Genomic DNA, 21,521 nt, shown 5'->3' with positions numbered 1-21,521 from the left:
CAGGATAAATCAATGGCGTTAGTCGTTGAGCCTAGCAACCCTCTGCAACTCTCGTTGTTTGAGTGGATAAATGGTCAGGTAACTGGCTGTTCAGAATCTCCCACTATAGCCCGTAGGGTTTAGTGGGGGAGTATGTCAACAATGCTCGTTCCTTCCCCTGCGTATCTCGCCTCGATTCCCATATTTCTTCATATCCTTTGCCCCAACCACCATTAAAAAAGAGTTGCTACAAGAGCAACTCTCAAGGGGGTTAAATCGTAATGCCCGCAATGAATTGATGGGGTTATTTAGCCGCAACTTCGACAATTTTTGCGAAGGCATCGGGGTCAACAACGGCTAGCTGGGCTAGCATTTTACGGTTAATTTCGATGTTGGCGATTTTGAGTTGATTGATCAATTGGCTGTAGCTCACGCCATGTTGACGGGCGGCGGCGTTGATGCGCACAATCCAGAGGCGACGGAAATCGCGTTTGCGGCGACGGCGATCGCGGTAGGCATTGCGTAATGCCTTCATCACCTGCTGGTTCGCCATCCGGAACAGCCGGGAGTGAGAGCCTCGGAACCCTTTCGCCAGCTTAAGAATTTTCTTACGACGTTTGCGGGCGACGTTACCCCGTTTTACCCTTGCCATAGTGCTTGTTTATGGTGTTTCAATAATGGATTAATGGTGTGCTGCGTCTGAGTTAGAGGTACGGCATCATCAAGCGCACGTTTTCTTCATCCCGCTCATGGACGAGGGATAAGTTGGAGAGGCGACGACGCTTCCGTTCGGCGCTTTTGTGCTCAAGAATGTGGTTCTTGAATGCTTTGCGGCGGCGAATTTTGCCTGTCCCGGTGGCCCGAAACCGTTTGGCAGCAGCTTTTTTGGTTTTGAGTTTCGGCATGACTCTTGGTTCAATATGACACAGTCTCCTATTGTACTCTACCGATTCAGCAGGAGGCAAGCCCCGTCATGACCGTCCCAGGAGGAAGAGACTGATCAACGTGCCGCTATTCCAAAGACTATGGAGCAGGATCGAGGCGAGGAGATTGCGCGATCGCCAATAGACCACGCCCAAAATTGCCCCCAACACCGTCAGCGGGATCATTTCCGCCAAACTCAGATGGGCAGCGGCAAAGAGGACGCTGGTGATTGCGATCGCGCCCCAGGCCGGCAGATAGCGCGTCAAGGACGGCAACAGAAAGCCCCGGAACATAATTTCTTCAAACAGCGGCGCAGCCAAAGAAGCCGTTAAAAAGAAAATCACCAACGCTAACGTATCTTGGGACTGCAACGCCAGGAGAATAATCGGGTTGCCGCCGCCCCCCTCTTGCCAGAGTTGCTGATTAATCAACGAAGCCAGCAAAACCAGGGGAATCGCGACTAAATAGCCCCCCACCCCCCACAGGGCCCAACGTCCCCCTAACTTCACCTCAAACCACCCCTCCGGCAACGGCAAATAGGGCCGCAAGGTGTAATACAAAATCGTCAACCCGCCCCCAGTCATCAAGCCGTAACTGAGGAGGATGTAGAGGGCTTTTCCCCGCAGATCAAAGCCGCTGGGATTGAGGCCGAGCAAGGCCGTCACAATCGGTAAAGCCGTGGCGAGGACAATTTGACTAAAGAAGAAAAATCCCACCACGAGACCCTGCACCGTCGTTTCCCCATCCCACGGTACTTCGATGCTGGCGAAGGGTTGGGCGAGGAGGGCGGTATCTCGTTTCACCACCCATTGCCCGATTAAAAAGAGGATCACGCCTACCCCCGCGATTCCCCCTAGAGCCGGCAGGATGGTGATCGTGGCGAGGCGGGTGAGGGCTTGGGTGGCGCGGTCTTGGCGGTGTTGGGTGAGTTGCGCGATCGCCTCGTCCTGTTGCGTCACCTGATAGAACCGCCCTAGGGCTTCATCCTCAAACCACCCGTCTAGGTTGTCTCGGACAATCGTTGCGGTTTCCGCCGGGAGATCCGAGGGGGACTCGTCCCAGAGTTGGGCGAGGATCTGCGCGGTGGTGGTGATGTCGCTGATCGTGGCGGTTTTGGGGATGTCCTGCCATTGGTGTTGGGCGGCTTCAATATCCTGCTGGTGGGCGTTGATCAGGCCGATACGCAGGGCGAGACGATGGAGGAATTGCTGGTCTTGAGCGATCGCGCTTTCAAACTGCACCGTTTGCGGATTATTCACCAACACCGCCGACTCGGTTGCCTGATTGCGCAATTGTTGGATCGATTGCGCCGTCGTGTCGTACACCGCTTGATATTGCTTCAGGGCGGTATTGTAGGGGGCATCCCCGATAATCTGGGTTAGGGATTGGGTCACCTCATCGGAGTCCGGGTCAAATTCCGCCGCCGTCAGGACTAAATTACTTTGATACAGTTCAAGTCTGCCTTGAACTTGGGGTTCATTCAAACTCCCGACAAGGGACAGCAAAACCCGTGCCGCAACCAGCACGGTGATCAGAACGAGGACAAGGCGTTTAAGGGTCATGGGTTCAAGGCAGAGGGTTGAAGGATGAAGGCAGAAGATTCAAGGCAGGATTATACCGGCGCAACGGCTTGACTGGTGCGGAGTTGGCCGCAGGCGGCGTTGGCTTCGAGGCCGCGAGAGTAGCGCACACTGTTTTCAATGTGGTTCTTTTTGAGGACGTTGCTAAATTGGGTGATCCGTTTGGTGGTGGGGCGTTGGTAGTCGGCATCGCTGATCGGGTTGTAGGGGATCAGGTTGACGTGGGATTGAAAGCCTTTGAGGTGGTTGGCGAGTTCTTGGGCTTGGGCGGGGCTGTCGTTCACGCCGGACAGGAGAATGTATTCAAAGGTGACGCGGCGTTTGGTGGTTTCGACATAGGTGCGACAGTCGGCGAGGAGGGCTTTGAGGGGGTAGACGCTGGCGCTGGGAATCAGTTGTTTGCGCAGGCCTTGGTTGGAGGCGTGGAGGCTAACGGCGAAGGTGATTTGGAGTTGATGTTTGGCCAGTTGCGTGATCCGACGGGGCAGGCCGACAGTGGAGACGGTGAGCGATCGCATCCCAATCCCCACATCCTGATTCAAACTATGGAGGGACTTCACCACCTCATCCAGGTTTAACAACGGTTCCCCCATGCCCATATACACCACATGACTAACGCGCCGCTGAAAATCCTGCTGCACCGTCAAGACTTGATCGACAATTTCATGGGCCTTCAAATTACGGGTATAGCCACCCTTGCCCGTGGCGCAAAAATTGCAGGCCATGGGACAGCCCACCTGAGACGACACACACACCGTTAACCGTTTTTCCGTGGGAATCCCCACCGCTTCGACGATCGCACCATCAGCCAAGGTGAGGAGGTATTTTCGGGTTTTGTCCGAGGCGATGCTGGTGTGGGCAATGGTGGAACGACCAATGGGCACATGGGCGAATTCTTCGCGCCAGGCTTTCGGGAAAACGGAAATATCCAGGAGCGATCGCGCCCCTTTTTCGTAGAGCCACTTGTGGAGTTGTTGGCCCCGGTAGGCCGGTTGGCCCTGGGTTTGTACCCAGTCGGTGAGTTGTTCGCGGGAAAGCGTCAGGAGGGGTTGAGTCATGGGGTGGGGCAAAGACAATGCCCTCCTATTTTAGAGGGTTTGCGATCGCTTCTTCGGGGGGAGCCGCAGACCCGTCGCCAATCCCGTCAAAGCCCGATGTTTGTCAGTGGTGCGATCGTCACAATGAGGCAGTGGGCTTTTTAGAGTCCAAGGCAATACCTCACAGCCGTTTCAATATCTTGCATTTTCGCCGTTGATAATTGTCCTGTGGCTTGTGCTGGAAAGCGTTTACGATCCAAAGAACGAACTTGAAAGCCTAAAAAAACAGTTTCAATGGGTAAGCCGCTTTCTTCTGATGTGACCCGAACATTGGTCGGAAAGTTTTGCTTAATGTTCTCGCCTTTGGTTCCCACAATGACAGTGATCACCAGTGGGAGACTATTGATCTTGTTAATGGACAAGACAAGAACCGGACGATTCCCGGCTTGTTCTCGTCCCTGAGTGGGATTTAGATTCACAAAGTAAATTTCACCGCGTTTGATACTCATCGTTATGTCAATCCATCCATTTCTGTGGGGGCGAATTCAGTGTTGATGGCGGTGAGTTCATCTTGGATTTGGGGGTCAGCAGCCATGGCAGCAAGATCGTCTGTCCAGTCGGGCTGGGGGGTGAGGGTTTGGCGAATCTGTTGGGCAAGGTATTCCATGAGCCAGGTTTTTTCACTGAGGCTGAGTTGGGAGAGTTTGGCTTGGATTTCGCGGGCGGTGGGGGAGAGGTTCATGGTGGGTTTAGGTTTGGGGGGATTGTTGCGGATTTGTGGTCGGAGGTTTTGGGTGATGGGGGCGATCGCTGAGGTGGTGGGCGCGATCGTTCTTGCTGTAATGGTGGCAATAGACTTCACTCATGGAAATTACTCCCAATATCTGACTACATCTTGTACCGATTTGGCCAATTGCTCCACCGCAATATTACTTCCCCATTTATAAATGATTGGAATTAGAACATCAAAGCAACTCAAAAAATGCTGACGCTGATGTGTCGCAAGGGCATATAATAATTTATTGAATGTATTAGGTTTTAGTAAAGAAAGTTCATCTAAACGTGGAATAAGACAGCGAATCAATTTAGTCTGTTGCGTTGAATTTATATCTTCGATTACCTCAAGTAACTGGCATATTTGCTCTATTGATAGCGATGAAATTAATTGAATAAGTAGCTCCGACTTTTTGTCTTCATTTTGCTCTTCTAGAGTGGAATTAAATAAATTTACTGTTATTTCAGTTGATAGGTGACAAAATCGAAATAGACTCCATTCCCTCTCTTTTTTATCTTGGAGAGAGTTGACCTGCTCAAGCGCTGTTGATAAAAGACTTGGAAAAAATATAGTTAACATTTTCCAAGCTTCGATTTGATATAAACTCCCTTCAATACAAGATATTAGAGCTATAGCTTTTTGCAGTTGTGAATCGCGTAAATGAGGTGCTAGCTTAGAGAAAGCCTCTAATTTAGATTGTTCTGGTGTTAGAGAAGGAATTATATCTAATGCTTCATCAAGCTTATTTGGTAAAGATGTTGCTAGCTCTATAATACTTTCACTTTTGATATACTCTATCGGACAATTTTGTATGAGATCTTGAGCTTCCTGAAGTAAATCTTGATCTGTATATTTTTGAATCGCAATAAGATGTTTGACTGTATTTCGATCTGGATAGCTCTTTCGAGCTGAATCGAGTGCTTTATCTATCAATGCTTGTGCATCAATCTTAAATTCATTCTGAAGTATAGGATATAAATCAAGCAGAAGTGGGATTTCCAAATAATCAGGTAATTCAATGATTATGCTCAGAATTTTATTGATGTTTCTTACCTGGATCAAGGGAAATAGTTTTCGTAATAATCCAGCTTTCTCATATCCATCTGTACCCAGAGAGTGTAGTTTGCTAACAGCATCAATTGCATAATCAATAAATTGCGAATTTACTTCAGCTAAGCAAACGGATAAGAATGCTTTATCCAAAGGATGTTTAAGTTTATCAATACCTTCAAAAGGATTAAATTTTGTACCTTTTTTATACTGTAAAATCTGGAGCAGGCTCCAACACTGATGAAATTCATCTTGTATCTTTATAGATATTTTAAGTGCTTGTTGTATCTGTTTTTTGTTTAGGTGTTTTGCCAAAGCCCCTATTGCCAAAATGCGATGCATATCACACAAATCCTGAAAACTTAGAATGAGGTAATCACATAAATCCATATTTAGATAAGGTTCAAGATAGTGTATCAACTCAACACATTGATTTCCATCTTGTACAAGTTTGATGGTTTCTATGATTTCAGAAATCAGAGTCTTTTCATCTTCAAGCAACTTAATAAGAGCACTAGCTTTCTGGAAGGGAATAGTTAGTTTCCGTGATTGCTCAACTAGCCAAGCTGTTGATTTATATTCTCTGGTTTTGAAAGCACTAAGAGCAAAAGCCTGATCCCATTCATGAGAGTTTGGAATAGTTAGAGCTACATCCATTGCTTCCTCACAAAGAGAATCACTTAAGAATGGAGCCATCACATGGAGGGCTTCTGCCCTGCGTAAATAGTCCAACTTTCTAGCTGCTTCTAATGCTCTACGCTGATCAGATTCATTTACTCTAGTAGCTGTCAATGCTAGAGCTTGGGCTAGTGGAGGATTTGACCAATTTTTGTGTTTTCTTGAATATTGATCGATTCTGGCGATCACAAAGTCAAAAATCTTTTTTATAGATTCTTGATCTAGATACTGGATTGTGCCCTTTAAAGCCTTTTCAATATCTTCCTCTAGGTCTATTTCAATACAATAATTAGCAAATTCAGAAGATAGTTGGGGTTCAATAAAAACCAATATACCCAGTGCCAATGTTTTACGAGAAATATCTGTAATATTTCGGGCTGCACAAAGTGCGCGATCAAAAAAATCATAGTGATAACCAGAAAAAGAAGAGAAGGCAATCACTCTTGGTAAGTCGTTTTTAATCCGTTCTGCAATTTCAAACGCTACTAACTTAAATTCGTTAGGGAGCAGATCAATAATTGCCTTTAAAGCAAGTGCCTTCTGTTCTTCTATTGGATTTGTTTGAATATATGCCAATGCTTGTGGAATTGTCCAAATTTCTTCTTCAATTAATCGTGCAATTAATTGCCCTGGGACATTACCAGTTAGACTATTAATAGAAGAAAGCATCAATCCATATCTCATCTGCAATGCTAATGATTGGGCTGGCTCTGTTTCAAAGATAGATCTCGCATACTTCCGAGATCGAGTAATATCTCCAAAAAAACTTGAAATTTCTCCTCTCTTTTCAGCTTGTGTATACCAGGCATTCTTACCCTGTTCGTCTTCTTCCTCTAATAACTGAGGAATCAAATGTGCTTGATCAGACTGTTCCATGTGCCAGGTCAAGTGAGTATGAATATAACCATCATCTTGGAGGGTGTGCCATTGACCTTTTTGGGTTTTGGCGAGATGGTGAATTAAAAACTGACGATGAGCTTGGACTAGGATTAATCCTAAGCCAGGGAGATCATCGCTGCGGATTGGTTGTTGTGGTGTGACTAGCAGTCGTTGAGCCATATCATGTACCAAATCATGAAGTCTATAGGATCGTTTATCTCGCCTAAATAACAATAATGATTTAGCATAAAACTTTCGCAAAATACTCCCTGCTTCTCGAGGATCAATTTGCCATAAAGTGGCTATTATCTCCTGGGTAAAAATCGTATCTTCCTTGATAATACCAAGCCAGGCAAATTGCCTTAACTCTTCTGGTGAAAGCCATTTTAAACTCAAATTTAGACAAGCGAGTAAACTATATTTTTTTCGTAAGCTTTCATCATCAGGAGGGTTAGGTCGATTAAGACATTCAAGACGAGCAATTTCTGATTGAAGGTCTTCTAGTAGCTCTTCCCATGTAACTCCTTCATTTATTTGGCTTGCTCCCAATTCTAGAGCTAACGGTAAACGACCAACCTGATGAATAAAGATTTCTACGCGCTTTCTTTCGCCTTTTTGCAATGGCTCAGTCAAGTTTTGATTTATCAAATCAGAAGACTGAGCAACAGTCATTACAGGTAAATCGTAGTTTTCTGCACCAACAATATTAGCTTCTCTTGTCGTTACCAATGTATGACAGGTTGAACTTCCTAATCGAAAAGGCTCAAAATGTTCTGGTTTCCAAACATCATCAATTACTAGGAGGATTTTTTTCTCGTATAGTAAAGTCCGCAGATGTCTTGACGCTGATTCTAGATTTGTGGATTTGTAATTATAGTCTCCTAATGACTGCATCCAACCACTTAGTAAAGTTAGTAAATATAATGGCTCCGGATTTTGTCCTAGTGTGACCCAGAGAGTACCATCTTTAAAGTGATTTTCAATATCTATATCATGGGCAAGACTAGCGGCAAAAGTGGATTTTCCAAGCCCTCCGAGTCCACGAATCACTGTGATAGGTGAAGTCCCCGGACGTTTGACTTTTTTAGAAAGAAGTAGTTCTTTAATTGCATTTTGCTCGTCAAGTCGCTCAACAAAGTGTTCTGGCAATTGATTAGCCTGACGGGGAATGCTCGGTAAATTGCTCGGAACCCGATCAGGGTCGGGCGACTTCAGCTAATGCTGATCAGCACCGTGATGATGAGTATGGGTACCACCAACAAACGTAGTTCCTGTGGACTGGGATTGGTAGCCCGTTCCACCCGATTCAACGGTCATCTCTTGCTTTTGAGCAGGGATTGCATTTTCCTTGGCTGCTTCTAATTCCTGCGCCAACTCTTCAACCAGCTTTTGCAAGTCTGGATCATCTTCCATTGCGTCCCGGAGATAAGTTTGCAAATCCGAGAGCGCATCGAGATTTTGTTTCTCTTCGAGAGCTTGGAGCGCATTCGCTGCCTTGGAATTTTTACCCCGTAATCGTGCCCAAATTTCACCTAGCTTGGTATTGACCCCATCAAGTGCATCTTTGGTGTACTTAGCTACGGCAGCTTTCCCAATGACCGGGCCAACCCAAATCGCCGTATCCTTGAGCAATTCCAAAACAATCGGGGGAATAACAATCATCACCATAGACTCACGTTACACTGCGGAACTTTCTTCAGGATAGCCCGGAATTTTAGGGCGAGAGACAGGGTTACCGCGACAGATTGAACGGGGAGAGACGAACCGGGGGCGATCGCCGAACTGAAGAGGTTAGGACAGCGCGATCGCGCCCTTTCCCACACGACGAAATAGACTTCAACCCTAATAACCCTACGGTGAAACCATCCCGATGCCTGCGACCATCACAGCGATCGCCATCGCCAGGCAAACCCCCCATCTTCATGGCACAGTCGCCACGCCCCAAGCCTCCGGATAGAGAGATTCCTTTCCCGAAAGAAAGCAATAGGTCATGTGGGTCAGTTTGACTTGCTGACTCCGGTCTCCTCCTCCGCCTCTGCTATGAATGACTCCACCCAGTTAATTTATCCTGCGTTGAATTTGTTGCTCTATAGCGGGCGCGATCGCCGTCCGGAGCGGGAAGACCTGGGCGACAAACAGCCCAAACGCCTCAAACCGCCCCAAAACGGCTACCTCTACCAGCGTATTTTCGGCGATGCCTACGCCCTGCAAATTAATTGCATGGATAGCGAAGATGCTGAATGGACCTATCACCCCAAATCCATTGACTGCTATCTCGACATCAAACAACGCCTCATCACCGAAAGCCATCTCCTCGAAACCCAAGCCCCCGATGCGCAACCCGGTATCTTTGGGCGATCGTGGCTGTTGGTGGGTCGTTTAGCGGACGCGGATCAAAACCCGGACTATGTGGCGAAAGATTGCTATCATTCCCTTGCCCTCACGGGTCAACCCAGTTGGCCCGATGATTTAATCGGCCAAGGGCGGATTTTAGACGCGACCTTTTTTGAACTGTGGCGATCGGCGGATTGCGATCGCCCCGACCCCTTTCACCTCTATATCTGCATCTTTGACTGTCGCGCCAGCCTCAAACGCCTCGACAAACTCTATCATCACCTCCTCACCCTCGGCCTCTATCGTCACCGCGCCACCTGGTCACACCAACGCACCCGCACCCTGAAAACCGACCTCATCCACTACTACCAAGAGATCCGCAGCATCAACCAGCAGATGAATATCCAGGTGCAAAACTCTCAATTGCACCTCGATCCCCTCGCCAAGTTACTGCGCCATAGTCTGGTGCTCCTCTCTCAATATGCGGAGGCCCTCAATGAGTTTGAAACCCACACCCACGCCATCGAAAGTTATCTCGAAAGCTATCACGATCGCTGCCGTTTGATCAGCAAATTGGGCGGCCAAGCCGATACCCAATATTTAGAACGCTTCAAAAACTTCGCGATTCGTCGCTATTTGCGCCCCATGAAACGGGACTACCACCAACTCAGCCCCGGCCTACGCCTCTTGGAAGATTCCCTGCGGGTGATGACGGGGATGCTACAAATTGAGCAGTCCTATCGACAGCACCACATTGAGCGGGTTGTGGTGACGGCGACTCTGGGGATCGGGGTGACTCCGGTGGCGAGTTCTGTGCTCGCGCCGCGTCTTTTGGCATCCCAACCGACGGGGGATCTGGGGGGATGGGCGATCGCACTGTTCCTGATTTTGGTGGTGAGCTTTGCCACCGGAACGATCACCGCCTTCCTCAGTTGGCAAGTCTTGCCGCTACTGCTGCGATCGCGCTGAAACCGAAGCTTTTAATCCGTTGAGTTGTAACCGTTCTAAATAATGCAGCATTGCATCAGTTATGCGACTGAAATGGGTTCTTTGGGCACAATAAACATTAAGTTCATCTTTTTAGAGTTACGCTCTGATGGCTTCAGTTGTTGCCATTCAGAGAAACTGATACCGAGTTGACTAATCGCCTTGATTTCTAGTTCATACGCATTGAATCGTCGCCCCGTTTCAACCATTGATTCCATTATCGCAAGAACTTCTGGTAGACGTTGAATCACATTGAGGCGACCATCTCGTTTCAGTTCGCCAGCCCAACTTCTTTGAACCGATTTTTGGGTAACTACGGAAGCGGGTAGATCTTTAATCCATTGGTTAAGATGTGGTGTTCTTAAGTAGTCATAATATTCGGTTCTAGAGTCTAGCTTATTCCTTAAGACTTCAAAGACATCGCTTTCTGTAATCAATGGATCTTTCCACTGATAAATCTTGGTCAATCGTGACAAATTAGTTTGTCCTTTTAATACTGGATGTAAGTACATCAGTGGTTCAGATGTTAGCAATAAATCAATCCTCCACCATCTGCGCGATCGCACCCCCATCCAACCCCACCACCCCACCCAGCAACCCAATCAGCAAAACCCCCACCACCAAGCCGCTCCACAGTTTTGTTGATAACCGCATCATCGTTAATCCTCCCCTGTCACAATCACAACCTTACCCAGTTACAGGATGCTCAACCCAGGTTTTCGCACTTGGGTATAAAAATGGCTATAGCACAACGCTTAACCCGAAACCCTCACCGCCCAGTGATAGCATAAAAGTCCAGTCTCACCCGTTCTGAACCATGACCCTCACCGAACCACAGAACACAACCCCCAAGACAAAGCGGCAAGCGATCGCCTATAGCCTCGATTGCCTAATTCCCGGTTTTTACCTGTGGCTTGGCCCCCTAAACCTGCGCATTGGCGGCAGCACTCCAGAAGATAATTACCCCGGCACCATTCATAACAACGCAGGCATTGCCTTGGTTCTCCCTGGCTACCGCATCTACAGCACCTACACCGATAGCCATGACCCTCGATAAACACAAACTCGACGGCATCGCGCAAATTACCGCCAAGACCTTACCCACAACAGAATTTGAGAATCTACTGTTAGCAGCAGGCTACGAACAAGTCGGATCAGCCCCCGCTAAAGGCAACCGCATCAAAGTGTGGTGGACGCATCCACAATATCGACAGATTGAAGCAATCTACAGCCCAGATGGCAACACGGCGATCACGGCGTATCACGTTGCAGATTAAATTTTTCCCCATCAAAAATCAAGCTTCGATCGCGATCGCACCCCCATCCAAACCCACCACCCCACCCGGCAACCCCACCCGCAAAACCCCCACCACCAAGCCGCCCCACAGCGTTGTTGATAACCGCATGATTTTGAATCCTCCCCTGTCACAATCACAACCTTACCCAGCTACAGGACGCTCAACCCACGTTTTCGCAATTTGGCAGAAAACTTGTTGCGGTGGGATAGCATGGACGCTGTAAATCGATCGATAATCGCGCCCTCACACCCCCCAAACCCATGCTCGAAATCACCCTCACCTGAAAACCCAACCCCAACACCCTCACCCAACTGATGCAAATTGCCCTCCAAGACCACAAAAATATTGAAACCCTCTTGGATGAAGCGATCGCCCAATACCTCGAAACTCACCCAGCAGACTACGCCCAACCCGATTGATCCTCGAACCCTATCCGGCATAATACTTGAGTCTTGCCGCAAGACCCGTTGGTGCGGTCAATGTTCAACACCTAGAGTTGGGGGCTGCGGGTGAGTGCGAGGGTTTGGATCGAGGGGGCGGTTAGAATGGTGTGTTTTTCGATCAGATAATCCCCGTTTGCATCCATGGGAGCAGGGAAGGGAGCGAGAAACAGGGAACTTTGGGGCAGAAAAACGGCGAGATCTTCATGGTTTGTGGGACGGAACAGAGCCATCAGGCAAAGGGCAACGAAGGAGGGGCTGGCTCCATGCTATCCGAGGTGGGGTCGCAATTTTTCGGTGAGTTGGTTAATCTGTTTCATGAGGCTTGGTAGATGTCGTAGTGATTTCCATCAAACCCTCTCTCCCTCCCCTTTTTAAGTTTTTTGTCCTGTATTGAGAAGAGAGCTATTATTATCAACATTGTTTCGGGCGAAACACTCTGAAGACTCCATGATTGAATCTGATTCTGCTGTCCCCACTGCTGATATTCTCGTTGTTGATGATACTCCGGACAATATTCGATTTTTGTCTTCGATGCTGACAGAATCGGGTTATGCAGTCCGCCCTGCCATTAGTGGCAAGATTGCCTTGCGGGCTGCCCAGAGTATTACCCCGGATTTAATTTTACTGGATATTAATATGCCAGAAATGGATGGTTATCAAGTCTGTCAGACCTTAAAGGCAGACCCTAAAACGCAAATGGTTCCGATCATTTTCCTCAGTGCCTTGAGTGATGTTAAGGATAAAGTGAAGGCGTTTCAGATGGGGGGGTCGGACTATATTAGTAAGCCGTTTCAAATGGATGAAGTGCTCGCCCGCATTTCCAATCAGTTAACGATTCGTCAGCTTCAAAAAGAGGTGGAATCGCGCAATTTACAGCTTGAAGTGGCGTTAAATGATCTACAATCTGCCCAATTAAAGTTAGTGCAAAATGAAAAGATGACCGCCCTGGGGCAATTGGTGGCGGGGATTGCCCATGAAATTAATAATCCAGTAAGTTTCATCTATGGCAACCTCACCCCTGCGATGGATTATGTGCAGGATTTAGTGGATTTATTGTCTCGTTATCAAGAGGCCTATCCGCAGCCGGTTCCTGCGATCGCTGAACAGCTTGAGGAGTTAGATATTGAGTTTTTAACCGAAGATCTCTCAAAGATTATGACCTCGATGCGGACGGGGGCGAATCGGATTCGGAAAATTGTGGTGGGGTTGCGGAGTTTTTCGCGCTTGGATGAGGCGGGGTGTAAGGTGGCGGATGTGGTGGAGGGGTTAGAAAGTACGTTGGAAATGGTGCGATCGCGCCTTGAACCCGACGATCAACCCGCGATTACAGTGGTGAAACAGTATGACCCGATCCCCTCGATTCCTTGCTATCCGGCGCAACTGAATCAAGTCTTTTTTCATCTGTTGGTGAATGCGATCGACGCGATCCGCAGTCGTCTGGAGCAGGAGCCGGCGATCGCACCCCAAATCACCCTCACGGCCCGTCAATTCAATCCCGACACCCTCGAAATTGCGATCGCCGATAACGGCATCGGCATCGACGAACAGACCCAAGCCCACCTGTTTAACCCCTTCTTTTCCAATAAACCCATCGGCCAGGGAACCGGCCTCGGTCTTTCGATCTGCTACCAAATCATTCACGATACCCACCAGGGCGAGATTATCGTCACCTCCCAACCGGGTCAGGGCGCAGCCTTTACAATCCACCTGCCCACCACCTTGCCCCTCGGCGAGGCGTGAAGAACCGGGGTAGGATAGCGGTTAATCGGCTCCGTGGGAGTCTTTGGACGAGGGCATGGATCTCAATCAAATTTTGGTGTGGATGGTGTGTTTTTCCTGTGTCACCTTTTTGCTTCGGGCCTGGCGATCGCACTCTAACCGGGGCTGGGCGATCGTCGCGGGGCTGATTCTAGGCATCATGAGCCTATTGAGTCTCCTGGCTCCCCCATGGGCGGGGTTCATCGGCGGGGGACTGTGGGGAAGCTTGATCCTGTTGCCGGTCTTCGGTTTAGCCCAGGTTCATCATCGGATCAGTCAAGCCCAGTACCGCATCGCCCGGCGGATCATGACCGTGATTCGCTGGCTCCATCCCCTCGATGGTTGGTGGGAACAGCCTGTGATTCTGCGGGCGTTAGAAGTGGGGCAACAGGGGCAAATCACCGAGGCAATCCGGATTTTAAACACCCAGAGCCGCCCCGATCATCCCTTCAATCGCCATGCCAGCGCCCTGCTGCTGTTGATGGAAGCCCGCTGGCATGACCTGCTGCACTGGATACAAGTCCATGTGCCAGAACGGGAGTTAATTCGGAACCCCCAGTTGATCCTGTGCTTTCTACGAGCCTTGGGGGAAACGGGGGATCTCAATGGCTTGGTGTGGAGTGTGACGCGCTACGAACCCTATTTAAAACAGGGGAGCAATCTCGCACCGTTGCAGATGGCGCGGTTGATGGCGTTGGCCTTTGGGGGGCAGACGGCGGCGGTGGCGATGCTGTTGGATCAGGGGGGGGTAGCTGCCCGTGGGGAGGTGCAGCAGTTTTGGTATTGGACAACGTTGGGGGTGGCGGGGGAGCCGGTGGCGCTGAAGTTGTCGGCGTGGCGCGATCGCACTTCTGACCCCACCCTCAAAGCCGCGATCGCCTGGCGACTACACCATCCCCCCGCCGCCCTCGCCCCCACCCTTTCCCCCACCTCTTGGCACAGTCTGCGCCGCATCGAAACCCAAATCAACGAGGAACTGCGCTACGGTCGCGGCTTGATCAGCCATTTACGCTATCCCGCCCCCGGAACCTATACCCTGGTGGTGATCAATCTGGTCTTTTTTGGCCTCGAAATCAGCCAGGGCGGTAGCCAAAACACCGCCGCCCTCGATCGCTTGGGGGCCTTGATTCCGGCCCTAGTGCGCGAGGGGGAATGGTGGCGTTTAATCACGGCGAATTTTCTCCATTATGGGGCGGTGCATTTGGTGACCAATATGCTGGGGTTGGTGGTTCTCGGCCCGTTTGTGGAGTTTAAATTGGGGTTGAGGCGATATCTGTGGGCCTATTTGGGGTCGGGGGTGGGGGCGATGGCGGTGTATGCGGCGATCGCGCTCCAGCAGGGGGCGGAATGGCAGCGGTTGGTGGGGGCTTCGGCGGCGATTATGGGACTATTGGGGGTGATTGTGGCGATTTTGGTGCGGGGTTGGTGGCAGGAGGGCAGCGCGATCGCTCGCCAACGGTTGCGGTTATTTTTAGGAATCATTGCCGTGCAAATGGTCGTCGATGGACTGATTCCGGAGGTGAGCGGTTTGGCCCACGCCTTAGGGCTGATTTGGGGGCTGGCCTTGGGAATCATGTTAAGCGTCGGATCACAGGACAGGAGTTAACAATGGCACAGCGACAATACAGCGGCTTGGGATTAGCGGGATGGGTGATGATTATGGGGTTGGGGATCGCGCCGGGGGCGATCGCCCCCGCTTGGGCCCAAACCGATGATCCTGCCATCGAAGCAGAACAGGACGAGGAAGCCGAATTAACCCATCCCCTCCAACGACCGATCACCGCTGATCCGCTGCTGCCGGAACAGATTCGCGAGGCGATCCAAACCGAAGCCCGAAAAAAGAAGCGCGATCGCGACCCCAATTTTACCCCGCCCCCCTTGAATGCAGCGGAAGCGATCGCCCTCGAAACCGCCTTAGATGAACTAGCCCAAGCGGGTCAGGTGGCCCTCGATAACGATGCCCCGGAAACCGCCTATGAGCTTTGGTTTCAGGAATTGCGGCTGCGGCGTTTCTTGGGGCCCGTGGCGGAAATTGAGGCCCTAACGCGGGTGGGTCGCCTGGCCTGGGAACAGAGCCGCAACGGGGATGTGGCGGCAATTACCGAACGATTGAGCACGATTCAAACCGAGGCCAACCTTGACCCCATCGATCCCGATGCTGAGCGCGATCGCGATGATCCGCCCCCCACGCCGCCGGATCTCACTTCGCCCCTGATCCCCCCTTTGGCCGAAGCCTACGAGGCGGTGCGATCGTATCCTCAGGCGGTGTTGATGTATCGCTATCAGTTGGCGACGTTGGGGGCGGATTTTGACGAGCGGCAGCCGGTGCTGGAAAATGTGGCGCGGTTGCATCGGGATTGGTTTAAGTTCTCCGAGGCGATCGCGGTCTATCAAGACCTGCTCACTGGGGCGCGATCGCAGGCGGATCTTGCCAATGAACAGGTTTATCTTGAAGAATTGGCCCGCCTCTATGATGAAACCGACCAATGGACGGAAGCGATCGCCACTAAGGAAGCCCTGTTTACCGCCTATCTCGCCAAGCCCCTCTTTGCCCAAAAACTCGCCCCCCTGCGCCTGTCCATCGCTGGCAACTATGCGGAACTGGGCGACGGTGAGCAGGCCAGCGAATTTTATCAACAGGCCTTTACCCTGGCTTGGGCGGTGCAACAATACGCCTACGCCAGCGAAGCCCTGCAAACCTTAGCGGAACTCTATACCGACTATGGCCAAATCAATGAAGCGATCGCCCTCTACCAAGAACAACTCAAAGCCGCCCAATACGCCTATGATCAATACACGATGATGCAAACCTACGACCGGATGGCCCAGTTATACCGGGAACTGGAAAACTACCCCCAGGCCTTGAGTGCGCTTCAAGCCGGGCTAGAGATTGCCAACCGTCTCGGCCATCGTGAAGCGTATTTTGAGGAACAATTAGAGGTGGTGGCCGGTGAAAGCTTTTAAGGGACGGCGATGAATTATCCTGTGCTGACTCAGATTCGTCATGTCACGGTCTATCCAGACTGTGCCCAAGTGACGCGCCAAGGGGCGATCGCCTTAACGGGCACAGAACGGGTTTTAATCGTGCCGAATCTGCCCGCCCGCCTTGATCCAGACTCGATCACCGTGACGGGCTACGGCAGCGCCGAGGTATTGCTCTTGGGGGTCGAACTGCATCGGATCACCCCCGCGCCGCCCGATTCCGATGCCACTGAAGCCCTCACCGCCCAAATTCAAACCGTCGAAGCCCAAAAACGCCAACACCAAGCCGAACGGGAAGCCCTGCAACTGCAACGGCGATTTCTCCAAAACCTCAGTGAACAGAGCGCGGGAACCTTTGCCCAGGAGTTAGCTCAGGAAAATGTCAGTGTGGTGAAAACGGAGCGGGTGCTGGCGTTTTTTCGGGAGCAGTATTTGGCGGGACAGATCGAGTTAACCCAGTTGGATGAGGGCGATCGCACCCTAGACGAGCAACTCCACCAACTCCGCCAGCGTCTCCAACAGCACCAAACCGCCCCCCCGCCGGAATCTTTGCAACTGTGGCTCACCGTTGATCCCTTCGGCAGTGGTGATTACCATGTGGAGGTCACCTATCGCATTGATCAAGTGGCGTGGCAGCCCTGCTACGATCTGCGCTGGGATAGTCGTAACCCTCACCTCAACCTCAGCTATCTCGCCAAAGTGCGACAAAATACCGGCGAACCCTGGCCCGATGTGGCCCTGACCCTCTCCACCGCCCACCCCTACCCCGATTCTCAATTACCCAGTCTGGAGCCGTGGTATGTGGATTTACCGTTGAATCCCTTTGTGAATTTGCGATCGGGGCGATCGCGCTACCAAGCCGCCACCCAAGAACTCAAACCCAGACCCCCCACCGATGGCCCCGCTCATTTGCCAGAATTAGAAGAGGTCGAAGGTATCACGAAAGTCACCCTAGGGATTCAGGGCACGGCCACCATCCCCAGCACCGGCCTTTCGGAAACCGTCACCATCCTCAATGCGGATCTCGATGTCACCTGGCATTTAATCGCCCTGCCCCCCCTCAGTGATCAGGCCTATATTGCCCTGACGGCGATCAATCCGCCCGACCATGTGCCCCTGTTGGCCGGTCACGCGAATTTATTTCGAGATGCGATGTTTATCGGGACAGTGGCGATCGCAGAAATTGCCCCAGGGGAGACCTTGCCGTTACATTTTGGCGTTGATCCCACCGTGGAGATTCAGCGGACATTGAGCGATCGCAAAGTGGACAAAAACCTGATCGGCAACCGTCGCCGCATCACCTACACCTACACCCTCACCCTCACTAACACCGCCGAACACCCCCAACAGATTCACCTCACCGACCAACTCCCCGTCAGCCGCAACGACAAACTCAAAGTCCAACTCAACCGCGTCAAACCCAAGGTAGACCCCGATGAAACCGGCTTTCTTACCTGGGAATTGGAACTCATTCCCACCACCCCCCAAGAAATCACCTATCAGTTTTCCGTGGAATATCCCCCCGACCTGACGATCACGGGCCTAGAATCATAAACTCCCTGCTCCGCATCGATCCCCCCCCGCCCGATCTTCTAGTGCTAGTGGCATGACACAGGTTAATCAGTGGGTTACGGCGGATTGATGAATTGCAGTAATGGCGAGAGCTTAATCCGCCTAACCCACTCTACAGCAAAGCCTTATTTTAGCTGTGTCATGTCACTCGGTTAGCCGTGGCGCTGTTGATGCCACTGCCAAGCGTGACGGACGATGGTTTCAAGGTCGCCGTACTGGGGTTGCCATTGCAGGGTTTGTTGGGCTTTGGCGCAACTGCCCACGAGGGAGGGGGGATCTCCGGGGCGGCGTTCCTGTTCAATCACGGCAAATTCGCGCCCGGTCACCGCCTTAACGGTTTGGATCACCTCGCGCACTGAAAAACCGCTGCCGTTGCCCAGGTTAAAGACATCGGTTTTGCCGCCGTTGAGGAGATATTCTAAGCCGAGGACGTGGGCAGTGGCCAGGTCGGTGACGTGGATGTAGTCGCGGATGCAAGTACCGTCGGGGGTGGGGTAGTCCGTGCCGAAAATGGAGATCGCGTCACGACGACCGAGGGCGGCATCGAGGGTGAGGGGGATCAGGTGGGTTTCGGGGTTGTGGTCTTCACCGAGGCGGCCATCGGGGTCGGCTCCGGCGGCGTTGAAGTAGCGGAATCGGACGGAGCGGAACTCGTAGGCGCGATCGTAGTCATCGAGGATCGCTTCGACCATGAGTTTGGTTTGGCCGTAGGGGTTGATCGGGTGTTGGGGGTGGGTTTCGGGGATGGGGAGGATTTCGGGTACGCCGTAGGTGGCGCAGGTGGAGGAGAAGACGAAGGTGTGAATCCCGGCGGCCCGCATCGCGTCGAGGAGGGTGAGGGTTCCGAAGACGTTGTTTTGGTAGTATTTGGCGGGGTCGGTGACGGATTCGCCCACATAGGCGTAGGCGGCGAAGTGGATGACGGCGGCGATCGCATGGTCTTGAAATAACCGATCAAGGAGGGTGCGATCGCAGGTATCCCCCACAATCAATGCACACCCCAGCACATTCTCGACAAGATCCCGATGGCCATAGACCAAATTATCCAAGACCACAACTCCATACCCCGCCTGCTGCAAGGCAAGCACCGCATGGGAGCCAATATAGCCCGCCCCCCCCGTGACCAAAATTGTCGGTTTTGTCTGTGCCATCGTTGTCGTCCTTCGCATTGCTGTACTGGGCTTTCTGTTCCCAATCTATCGGATTCTGTCCCAGATATCGGCGTTAACGGGTTAGCGGTCTGGACTACGATGGGGCAAAGATTGGGGCTATGGGGGGTCTCGTTTGAGAATATCGCGACCCTCACCCCAAACCCCTCTCCCACGGGGCGAGGGGCTTCTGATCTGTCCGTGATAGTTTCTGAACAAGCTGTAAGCGCTGGAGAATTGCCCTGGCGACTTGATAGACGACCGGAATAGAAACCGCGTTACCTAATTGTTTTTTGGCGATCGCAGGATTAGGGTGAATTTGAAAATCCTCTGGGAATCCTTGGCAGAGTAAATAATCGTGAGGGGTGAGGCTCCGAAAGTGGCGATCGCGGTAAATTTTTTCAATAAAGTTACGCTTAAATTGCTGTGGCTCACACTCCGGCAAAATTTTGGTCGCGACGAAATCTTTAGAACCACGAGCCGTTAATGTGCCGATCGCTTGGGCACGGGGCAGAAAAATTCGTGCTACGCCATCAATTCCGGTCGAGATTCGTGAATTGACAAAATCAAACCGATCGTGAACGGGGCGGAAAATTTTTTTAGTGACTAATTGTTCTAAATCCTGTTGATTGACATCAGAAATTAAGGATTGAAAATGCTCCAATGCAAGAGGATTGCCATCTTTAGCCCCATATTTTTTCTTGCGGCGATTCTGGAGCAATGCTAAACAGATCCTTTTTTCCTTGGCTGTAGTTTCGATTAAATCCCAAGAATGAATTGTGGTATGGCCATCCCGTACATCGCTGAATAGAAAAAAGTCATTGAGTTGATCGGGCAACTGAAACCGCCCACGGGCAGAGGGGATGGTATGACCAAATAAAAGATGGGGATCAAATTTACGCTTAGGGGCGATATCGTGGGGCAAGTCCGGCAACACTTCGCATAATCGTTGGCTAGGTGCGCCTAAATTTTGAAAATCAAAGGTTTTAGCCTGGGGTTGATCCTGACGAAATCCCACCAAAAATAGGCGATCGCGATCTTGCGGCAACCCAAAATCATAACTATTCAGGACTGTCCAATAGACCACATAGCCACTGTTTTGTAAGGTGTAGACAATGTAATCTAAACTGTGACGATGTCTCGGTTCTGTGAGTCCTTTAACATTTTCAAATAAGAAGCTCCGGGGCTGACTTTGAGCCACTAACCGACAGACATCAAACCACAATCGACCCCGTGGATCATCAAACCCCAAAGTTCGCCCCGCAATCGACCAGGCTTGACAGGGAACACCACCCACCAGTAAATCAATGTCAGGTGGTAAAGTCTGAAGTTGGGTAATATCGCCAAGCTGAACATCGTGATGATGGGCGGTGGCGAAGTTCGCTTGGTAGGTTGCGATCGCGTCTTTATCAATTTCGGCATATCCCCAACAGGTTCCCCCCAACGCTTCGAGCGGAATCCGAAAACCACCAATCCCCGCGAATAAATCAATAAACTCAAAATCGAATTGCGTCCGGGTTGATGGTGGCGGCGTTGCCACGGGCGCAAATAAGTCTAGGGTAATTTGTCTGACCATGGGACGTAGGGGGACGCATTGACGCTGATGGTGTTATTATACCGAGGATTTTCGGGTTACATCGCCTCCAATGCCTGCACAATTTCCACATTGAAGATCGCAACATCGGTATTTATATCGATATCAATCAAGATCGCAACACCAGCCACCAACATGGCAAAGGAGATAATTTTGGGGGCGATCGCATCAACGGCAACAAGTACGGCTCATAATCCCCTGATTTGCCGTTATCCTGGAATTAGCAGCAAAAGACAACAGGAATGGTCAATACCCTGACTCATTTTCAACTACTCGATGTGGTTGCCCTCAGAGATAATCTACCCACCCAGAATCTCTCGGTTGGGCAAGTCGGTACATTAGTCGAGCAACTCGCGCCCGATGTTTATCTTAAATGTGCAAAGAAGACTCCCACTATAAAGCGAGTCCGAGTAGAGTTACCGAAGGTAACGGCGGACGTGCCTTTTAGTGGCGAGATGAATTTGCACCAACAAACAAATCGAGCGACAGCGAGTCCTTTAATT

The 21,521-nt window shown here is 50.8% G+C and carries 20 protein-coding genes and 2 pseudogenes; 9 read left to right on the top strand and 13 right to left on the bottom strand.

Features of this window, described 5'->3' with window-relative positions; all coding sequences use genetic code 11:
• Positions 1–283 precede the first annotated feature (283 nt).
• The 9 genes from rplT to PN477_RS09120 all read right to left on the bottom strand — a co-directional run bounded on the left by rplT (position 284) and on the right by PN477_RS09120 (position 8,570).
• Positions 284–631 (bottom strand): 50S ribosomal protein L20, encoded by a 348-nt coding sequence (gene rplT / locus PN477_RS09160; protein WP_072621307.1) that lies wholly within the window; start codon positions 629–631, stop codon positions 284–286.
• A gap of 52 nt (positions 632–683) precedes the next feature.
• Complete coding sequence (gene rpmI, locus PN477_RS09155) at positions 684–884, bottom strand: 50S ribosomal protein L35 (RefSeq protein ID WP_072621306.1); 201 nt, start codon at positions 882–884, stop codon at positions 684–686.
• Positions 885–950: 66 nt separating this feature from the next.
• The gene (locus tag PN477_RS09150; protein WP_272119695.1) at positions 951–2,465 is read right to left on the bottom strand and encodes a CPBP family intramembrane glutamic endopeptidase; all 1,515 of its coding nucleotides are present in this window, start codon (positions 2,463–2,465) and stop codon (positions 951–953) included.
• A gap of 50 nt (positions 2,466–2,515) precedes the next feature.
• Positions 2,516–3,541, bottom strand: coding sequence for a dual-specificity RNA methyltransferase RlmN (rlmN, locus tag PN477_RS09145; RefSeq protein WP_272119694.1), 1,026 nt, complete (start codon positions 3,539–3,541; stop codon positions 2,516–2,518).
• 30 nt (positions 3,542–3,571) lie between these two features.
• A complete protein-coding gene (locus PN477_RS09140) occupies positions 3,572–3,697 on the bottom strand; it encodes a hypothetical protein (protein WP_272147199.1) in 126 nt (41 codons plus the stop codon).
• Positions 3,682–4,029 (bottom strand): type II toxin-antitoxin system PemK/MazF family toxin, encoded by a 348-nt coding sequence (locus tag PN477_RS09135; protein ID WP_272119693.1) that lies wholly within the window; start codon positions 4,027–4,029, stop codon positions 3,682–3,684. The genes PN477_RS09140 and PN477_RS09135 overlap by 16 nt, the downstream gene beginning before the upstream one ends.
• 2 nt (positions 4,030–4,031) lie before the next feature.
• On the bottom strand, positions 4,032–4,382 hold the full coding sequence (locus PN477_RS09130; protein WP_272119692.1) for a hypothetical protein: 351 nt from the start codon (positions 4,380–4,382) through the stop codon (positions 4,032–4,034).
• Positions 4,383–4,391: 9 nt separating this feature from the next.
• Positions 4,392–8,051, bottom strand: a complete 3,660-nt coding sequence (locus tag PN477_RS09125; protein WP_272119691.1) for an NB-ARC domain-containing protein — start codon at positions 8,049–8,051, stop codon at positions 4,392–4,394.
• 66 nt (positions 8,052–8,117) lie between these two features.
• Positions 8,118–8,570, bottom strand: coding sequence for a hypothetical protein (locus PN477_RS09120; protein WP_272119690.1), 453 nt, complete (start codon positions 8,568–8,570; stop codon positions 8,118–8,120).
• 372 nt (positions 8,571–8,942) lie between these two features.
• Between PN477_RS09120 and PN477_RS09115 the strand changes: the two genes are divergently transcribed.
• Entirely contained in the window at positions 8,943–10,205 is a 1,263-nt protein-coding gene (locus PN477_RS09115) for a hypothetical protein (protein ID WP_272119689.1), read from the top strand.
• A gap of 59 nt (positions 10,206–10,264) precedes the next feature.
• Here the strand turns inward: PN477_RS09115 and PN477_RS09110 are convergent, their stop codons facing one another.
• A complete protein-coding gene (locus PN477_RS09110) occupies positions 10,265–10,756 on the bottom strand; it encodes a hypothetical protein (protein WP_272147198.1) in 492 nt (163 codons plus the stop codon).
• A gap of 284 nt (positions 10,757–11,040) precedes the next feature.
• On the opposite strand from PN477_RS09110, the gene PN477_RS09105 reads away from it, so the two are divergent.
• Together PN477_RS09105 and PN477_RS09100 are read left to right on the top strand one after the other, a co-directional pair.
• Positions 11,041–11,280 (top strand): hypothetical protein, encoded by a 240-nt coding sequence (locus tag PN477_RS09105; protein WP_272119687.1) that lies wholly within the window; start codon positions 11,041–11,043, stop codon positions 11,278–11,280.
• The gene (locus PN477_RS09100) at positions 11,267–11,500 is read left to right on the top strand and encodes a hypothetical protein (RefSeq protein ID WP_272119686.1); all 234 of its coding nucleotides are present in this window, start codon (positions 11,267–11,269) and stop codon (positions 11,498–11,500) included. Before PN477_RS09105 ends, PN477_RS09100 begins: the two co-directional genes overlap by 14 nt.
• Positions 11,501–12,011: 511 nt before the next feature.
• Here PN477_RS09100 and PN477_RS09095 read toward each other — a convergent pair.
• On the bottom strand, positions 12,012–12,194 hold the full coding sequence (locus PN477_RS09095; RefSeq protein ID WP_272147196.1) for a CHAT domain-containing protein: 183 nt from the start codon (positions 12,192–12,194) through the stop codon (positions 12,012–12,014).
• 217 nt (positions 12,195–12,411) lie between these two features.
• Here PN477_RS09095 and PN477_RS20860 point away from each other — a divergent pair.
• The 5 genes and pseudogenes from PN477_RS20860 to PN477_RS09075 all read left to right on the top strand — a co-directional run.
• A pseudogene (locus PN477_RS20860) lies at positions 12,412–12,771 on the top strand (response regulator); the annotation flags it as partial.
• A gap of 477 nt (positions 12,772–13,248) precedes the next feature.
• A complete protein-coding gene (locus PN477_RS20855) occupies positions 13,249–13,704 on the top strand; it encodes a sensor histidine kinase (protein ID WP_417158780.1) in 456 nt (151 codons plus the stop codon).
• 55 nt (positions 13,705–13,759) lie between these two features.
• Entirely contained in the window at positions 13,760–15,328 is a 1,569-nt protein-coding gene (locus tag PN477_RS09085; protein ID WP_272119684.1) for a rhomboid family intramembrane serine protease, read from the top strand.
• A gap of 2 nt (positions 15,329–15,330) precedes the next feature.
• Positions 15,331–16,686 carry a tetratricopeptide repeat protein gene (locus PN477_RS09080; RefSeq protein WP_272119683.1) on the top strand — a complete coding sequence of 452 codons (1,356 nt, stop codon included), beginning with the start codon at positions 15,331–15,333 and terminating at the stop codon, positions 16,684–16,686.
• A gap of 9 nt (positions 16,687–16,695) precedes the next feature.
• A complete protein-coding gene (locus tag PN477_RS09075) occupies positions 16,696–18,258 on the top strand; it encodes a mucoidy inhibitor MuiA family protein (protein WP_272119682.1) in 1,563 nt (520 codons plus the stop codon).
• Between the two features lie 170 nt (positions 18,259–18,428).
• Here PN477_RS09075 and galE read toward each other — a convergent pair whose 3' ends face one another.
• Both galE and PN477_RS09065 read right to left on the bottom strand, forming a co-directional pair.
• Entirely contained in the window at positions 18,429–19,427 is a 999-nt protein-coding gene (gene galE / locus PN477_RS09070) for a UDP-glucose 4-epimerase GalE (protein WP_272119681.1), read from the bottom strand.
• Between the two features lie 151 nt (positions 19,428–19,578).
• Positions 19,579–21,000, bottom strand: a complete 1,422-nt coding sequence (locus tag PN477_RS09065) for a DNA cytosine methyltransferase (RefSeq protein ID WP_272119680.1) — start codon at positions 20,998–21,000, stop codon at positions 19,579–19,581.
• A 296-nt stretch (positions 21,001–21,296) separates the two neighbouring features.
• On the opposite strand from PN477_RS09065, the pseudogene PN477_RS09060 reads away from it, so the two are divergent.
• Positions 21,297–21,521: pseudogene (locus PN477_RS09060) on the top strand (hypothetical protein); the annotation flags it as partial.

Origin of the sequence: Spirulina subsalsa CS-330 (assembly GCF_028330765.1) — a bacterium.
Lineage (GTDB): Bacteria > Cyanobacteriota > Cyanobacteriia > Cyanobacteriales > Spirulinaceae > Spirulina > Spirulina subsalsa_A.
The sequence above is the reverse complement of the archived record's forward strand: the minus strand, read 5'-3'. Positions and strand labels throughout refer to the sequence as shown.

Coding starts and splice junctions, on each gene's coding strand:
- PN477_RS09120 (WP_272119690.1), bottom strand. CDS start 8,570: ATGGTGATGATTGTTATTCCCCCGATTGTTTTGGAATTGCTCAAGGAT.
- PN477_RS09095 (WP_272147196.1), bottom strand. CDS start 12,194: ATGGCTCTGTTCCGTCCCACAAACCATGAAGATCTCGCCGTTTTTCTG.
- galE (WP_272119681.1), bottom strand. CDS start 19,427: ATGGCACAGACAAAACCGACAATTTTGGTCACGGGGGGGGCGGGCTAT.
- PN477_RS20855 (WP_417158780.1), top strand. CDS start 13,249: ATGGTGCGATCGCGCCTTGAACCCGACGATCAACCCGCGATTACAGTG.
- PN477_RS09105 (WP_272119687.1), top strand. CDS start 11,041: ATGACCCTCACCGAACCACAGAACACAACCCCCAAGACAAAGCGGCAA.
- PN477_RS09115 (WP_272119689.1), top strand. CDS start 8,943: ATGAATGACTCCACCCAGTTAATTTATCCTGCGTTGAATTTGTTGCTC.
- PN477_RS09150 (WP_272119695.1), bottom strand. CDS start 2,465: ATGACCCTTAAACGCCTTGTCCTCGTTCTGATCACCGTGCTGGTTGCG.
- PN477_RS09135 (WP_272119693.1), bottom strand. CDS start 4,029: ATGAGTATCAAACGCGGTGAAATTTACTTTGTGAATCTAAATCCCACT.
- PN477_RS09065 (WP_272119680.1), bottom strand. CDS start 21,000: ATGGTCAGACAAATTACCCTAGACTTATTTGCGCCCGTGGCAACGCCG.
- PN477_RS09075 (WP_272119682.1), top strand. CDS start 16,696: ATGAATTATCCTGTGCTGACTCAGATTCGTCATGTCACGGTCTATCCA.
- PN477_RS09100 (WP_272119686.1), top strand. CDS start 11,267: ATGACCCTCGATAAACACAAACTCGACGGCATCGCGCAAATTACCGCC.
- rpmI (WP_072621306.1), bottom strand. CDS start 884: ATGCCGAAACTCAAAACCAAAAAAGCTGCTGCCAAACGGTTTCGGGCC.
- rlmN (WP_272119694.1), bottom strand. CDS start 3,541: ATGACTCAACCCCTCCTGACGCTTTCCCGCGAACAACTCACCGACTGG.
- PN477_RS09085 (WP_272119684.1), top strand. CDS start 13,760: ATGGATCTCAATCAAATTTTGGTGTGGATGGTGTGTTTTTCCTGTGTC.
- rplT (WP_072621307.1), bottom strand. CDS start 631: ATGGCAAGGGTAAAACGGGGTAACGTCGCCCGCAAACGTCGTAAGAAA.
- PN477_RS09080 (WP_272119683.1), top strand. CDS start 15,331: ATGGCACAGCGACAATACAGCGGCTTGGGATTAGCGGGATGGGTGATG.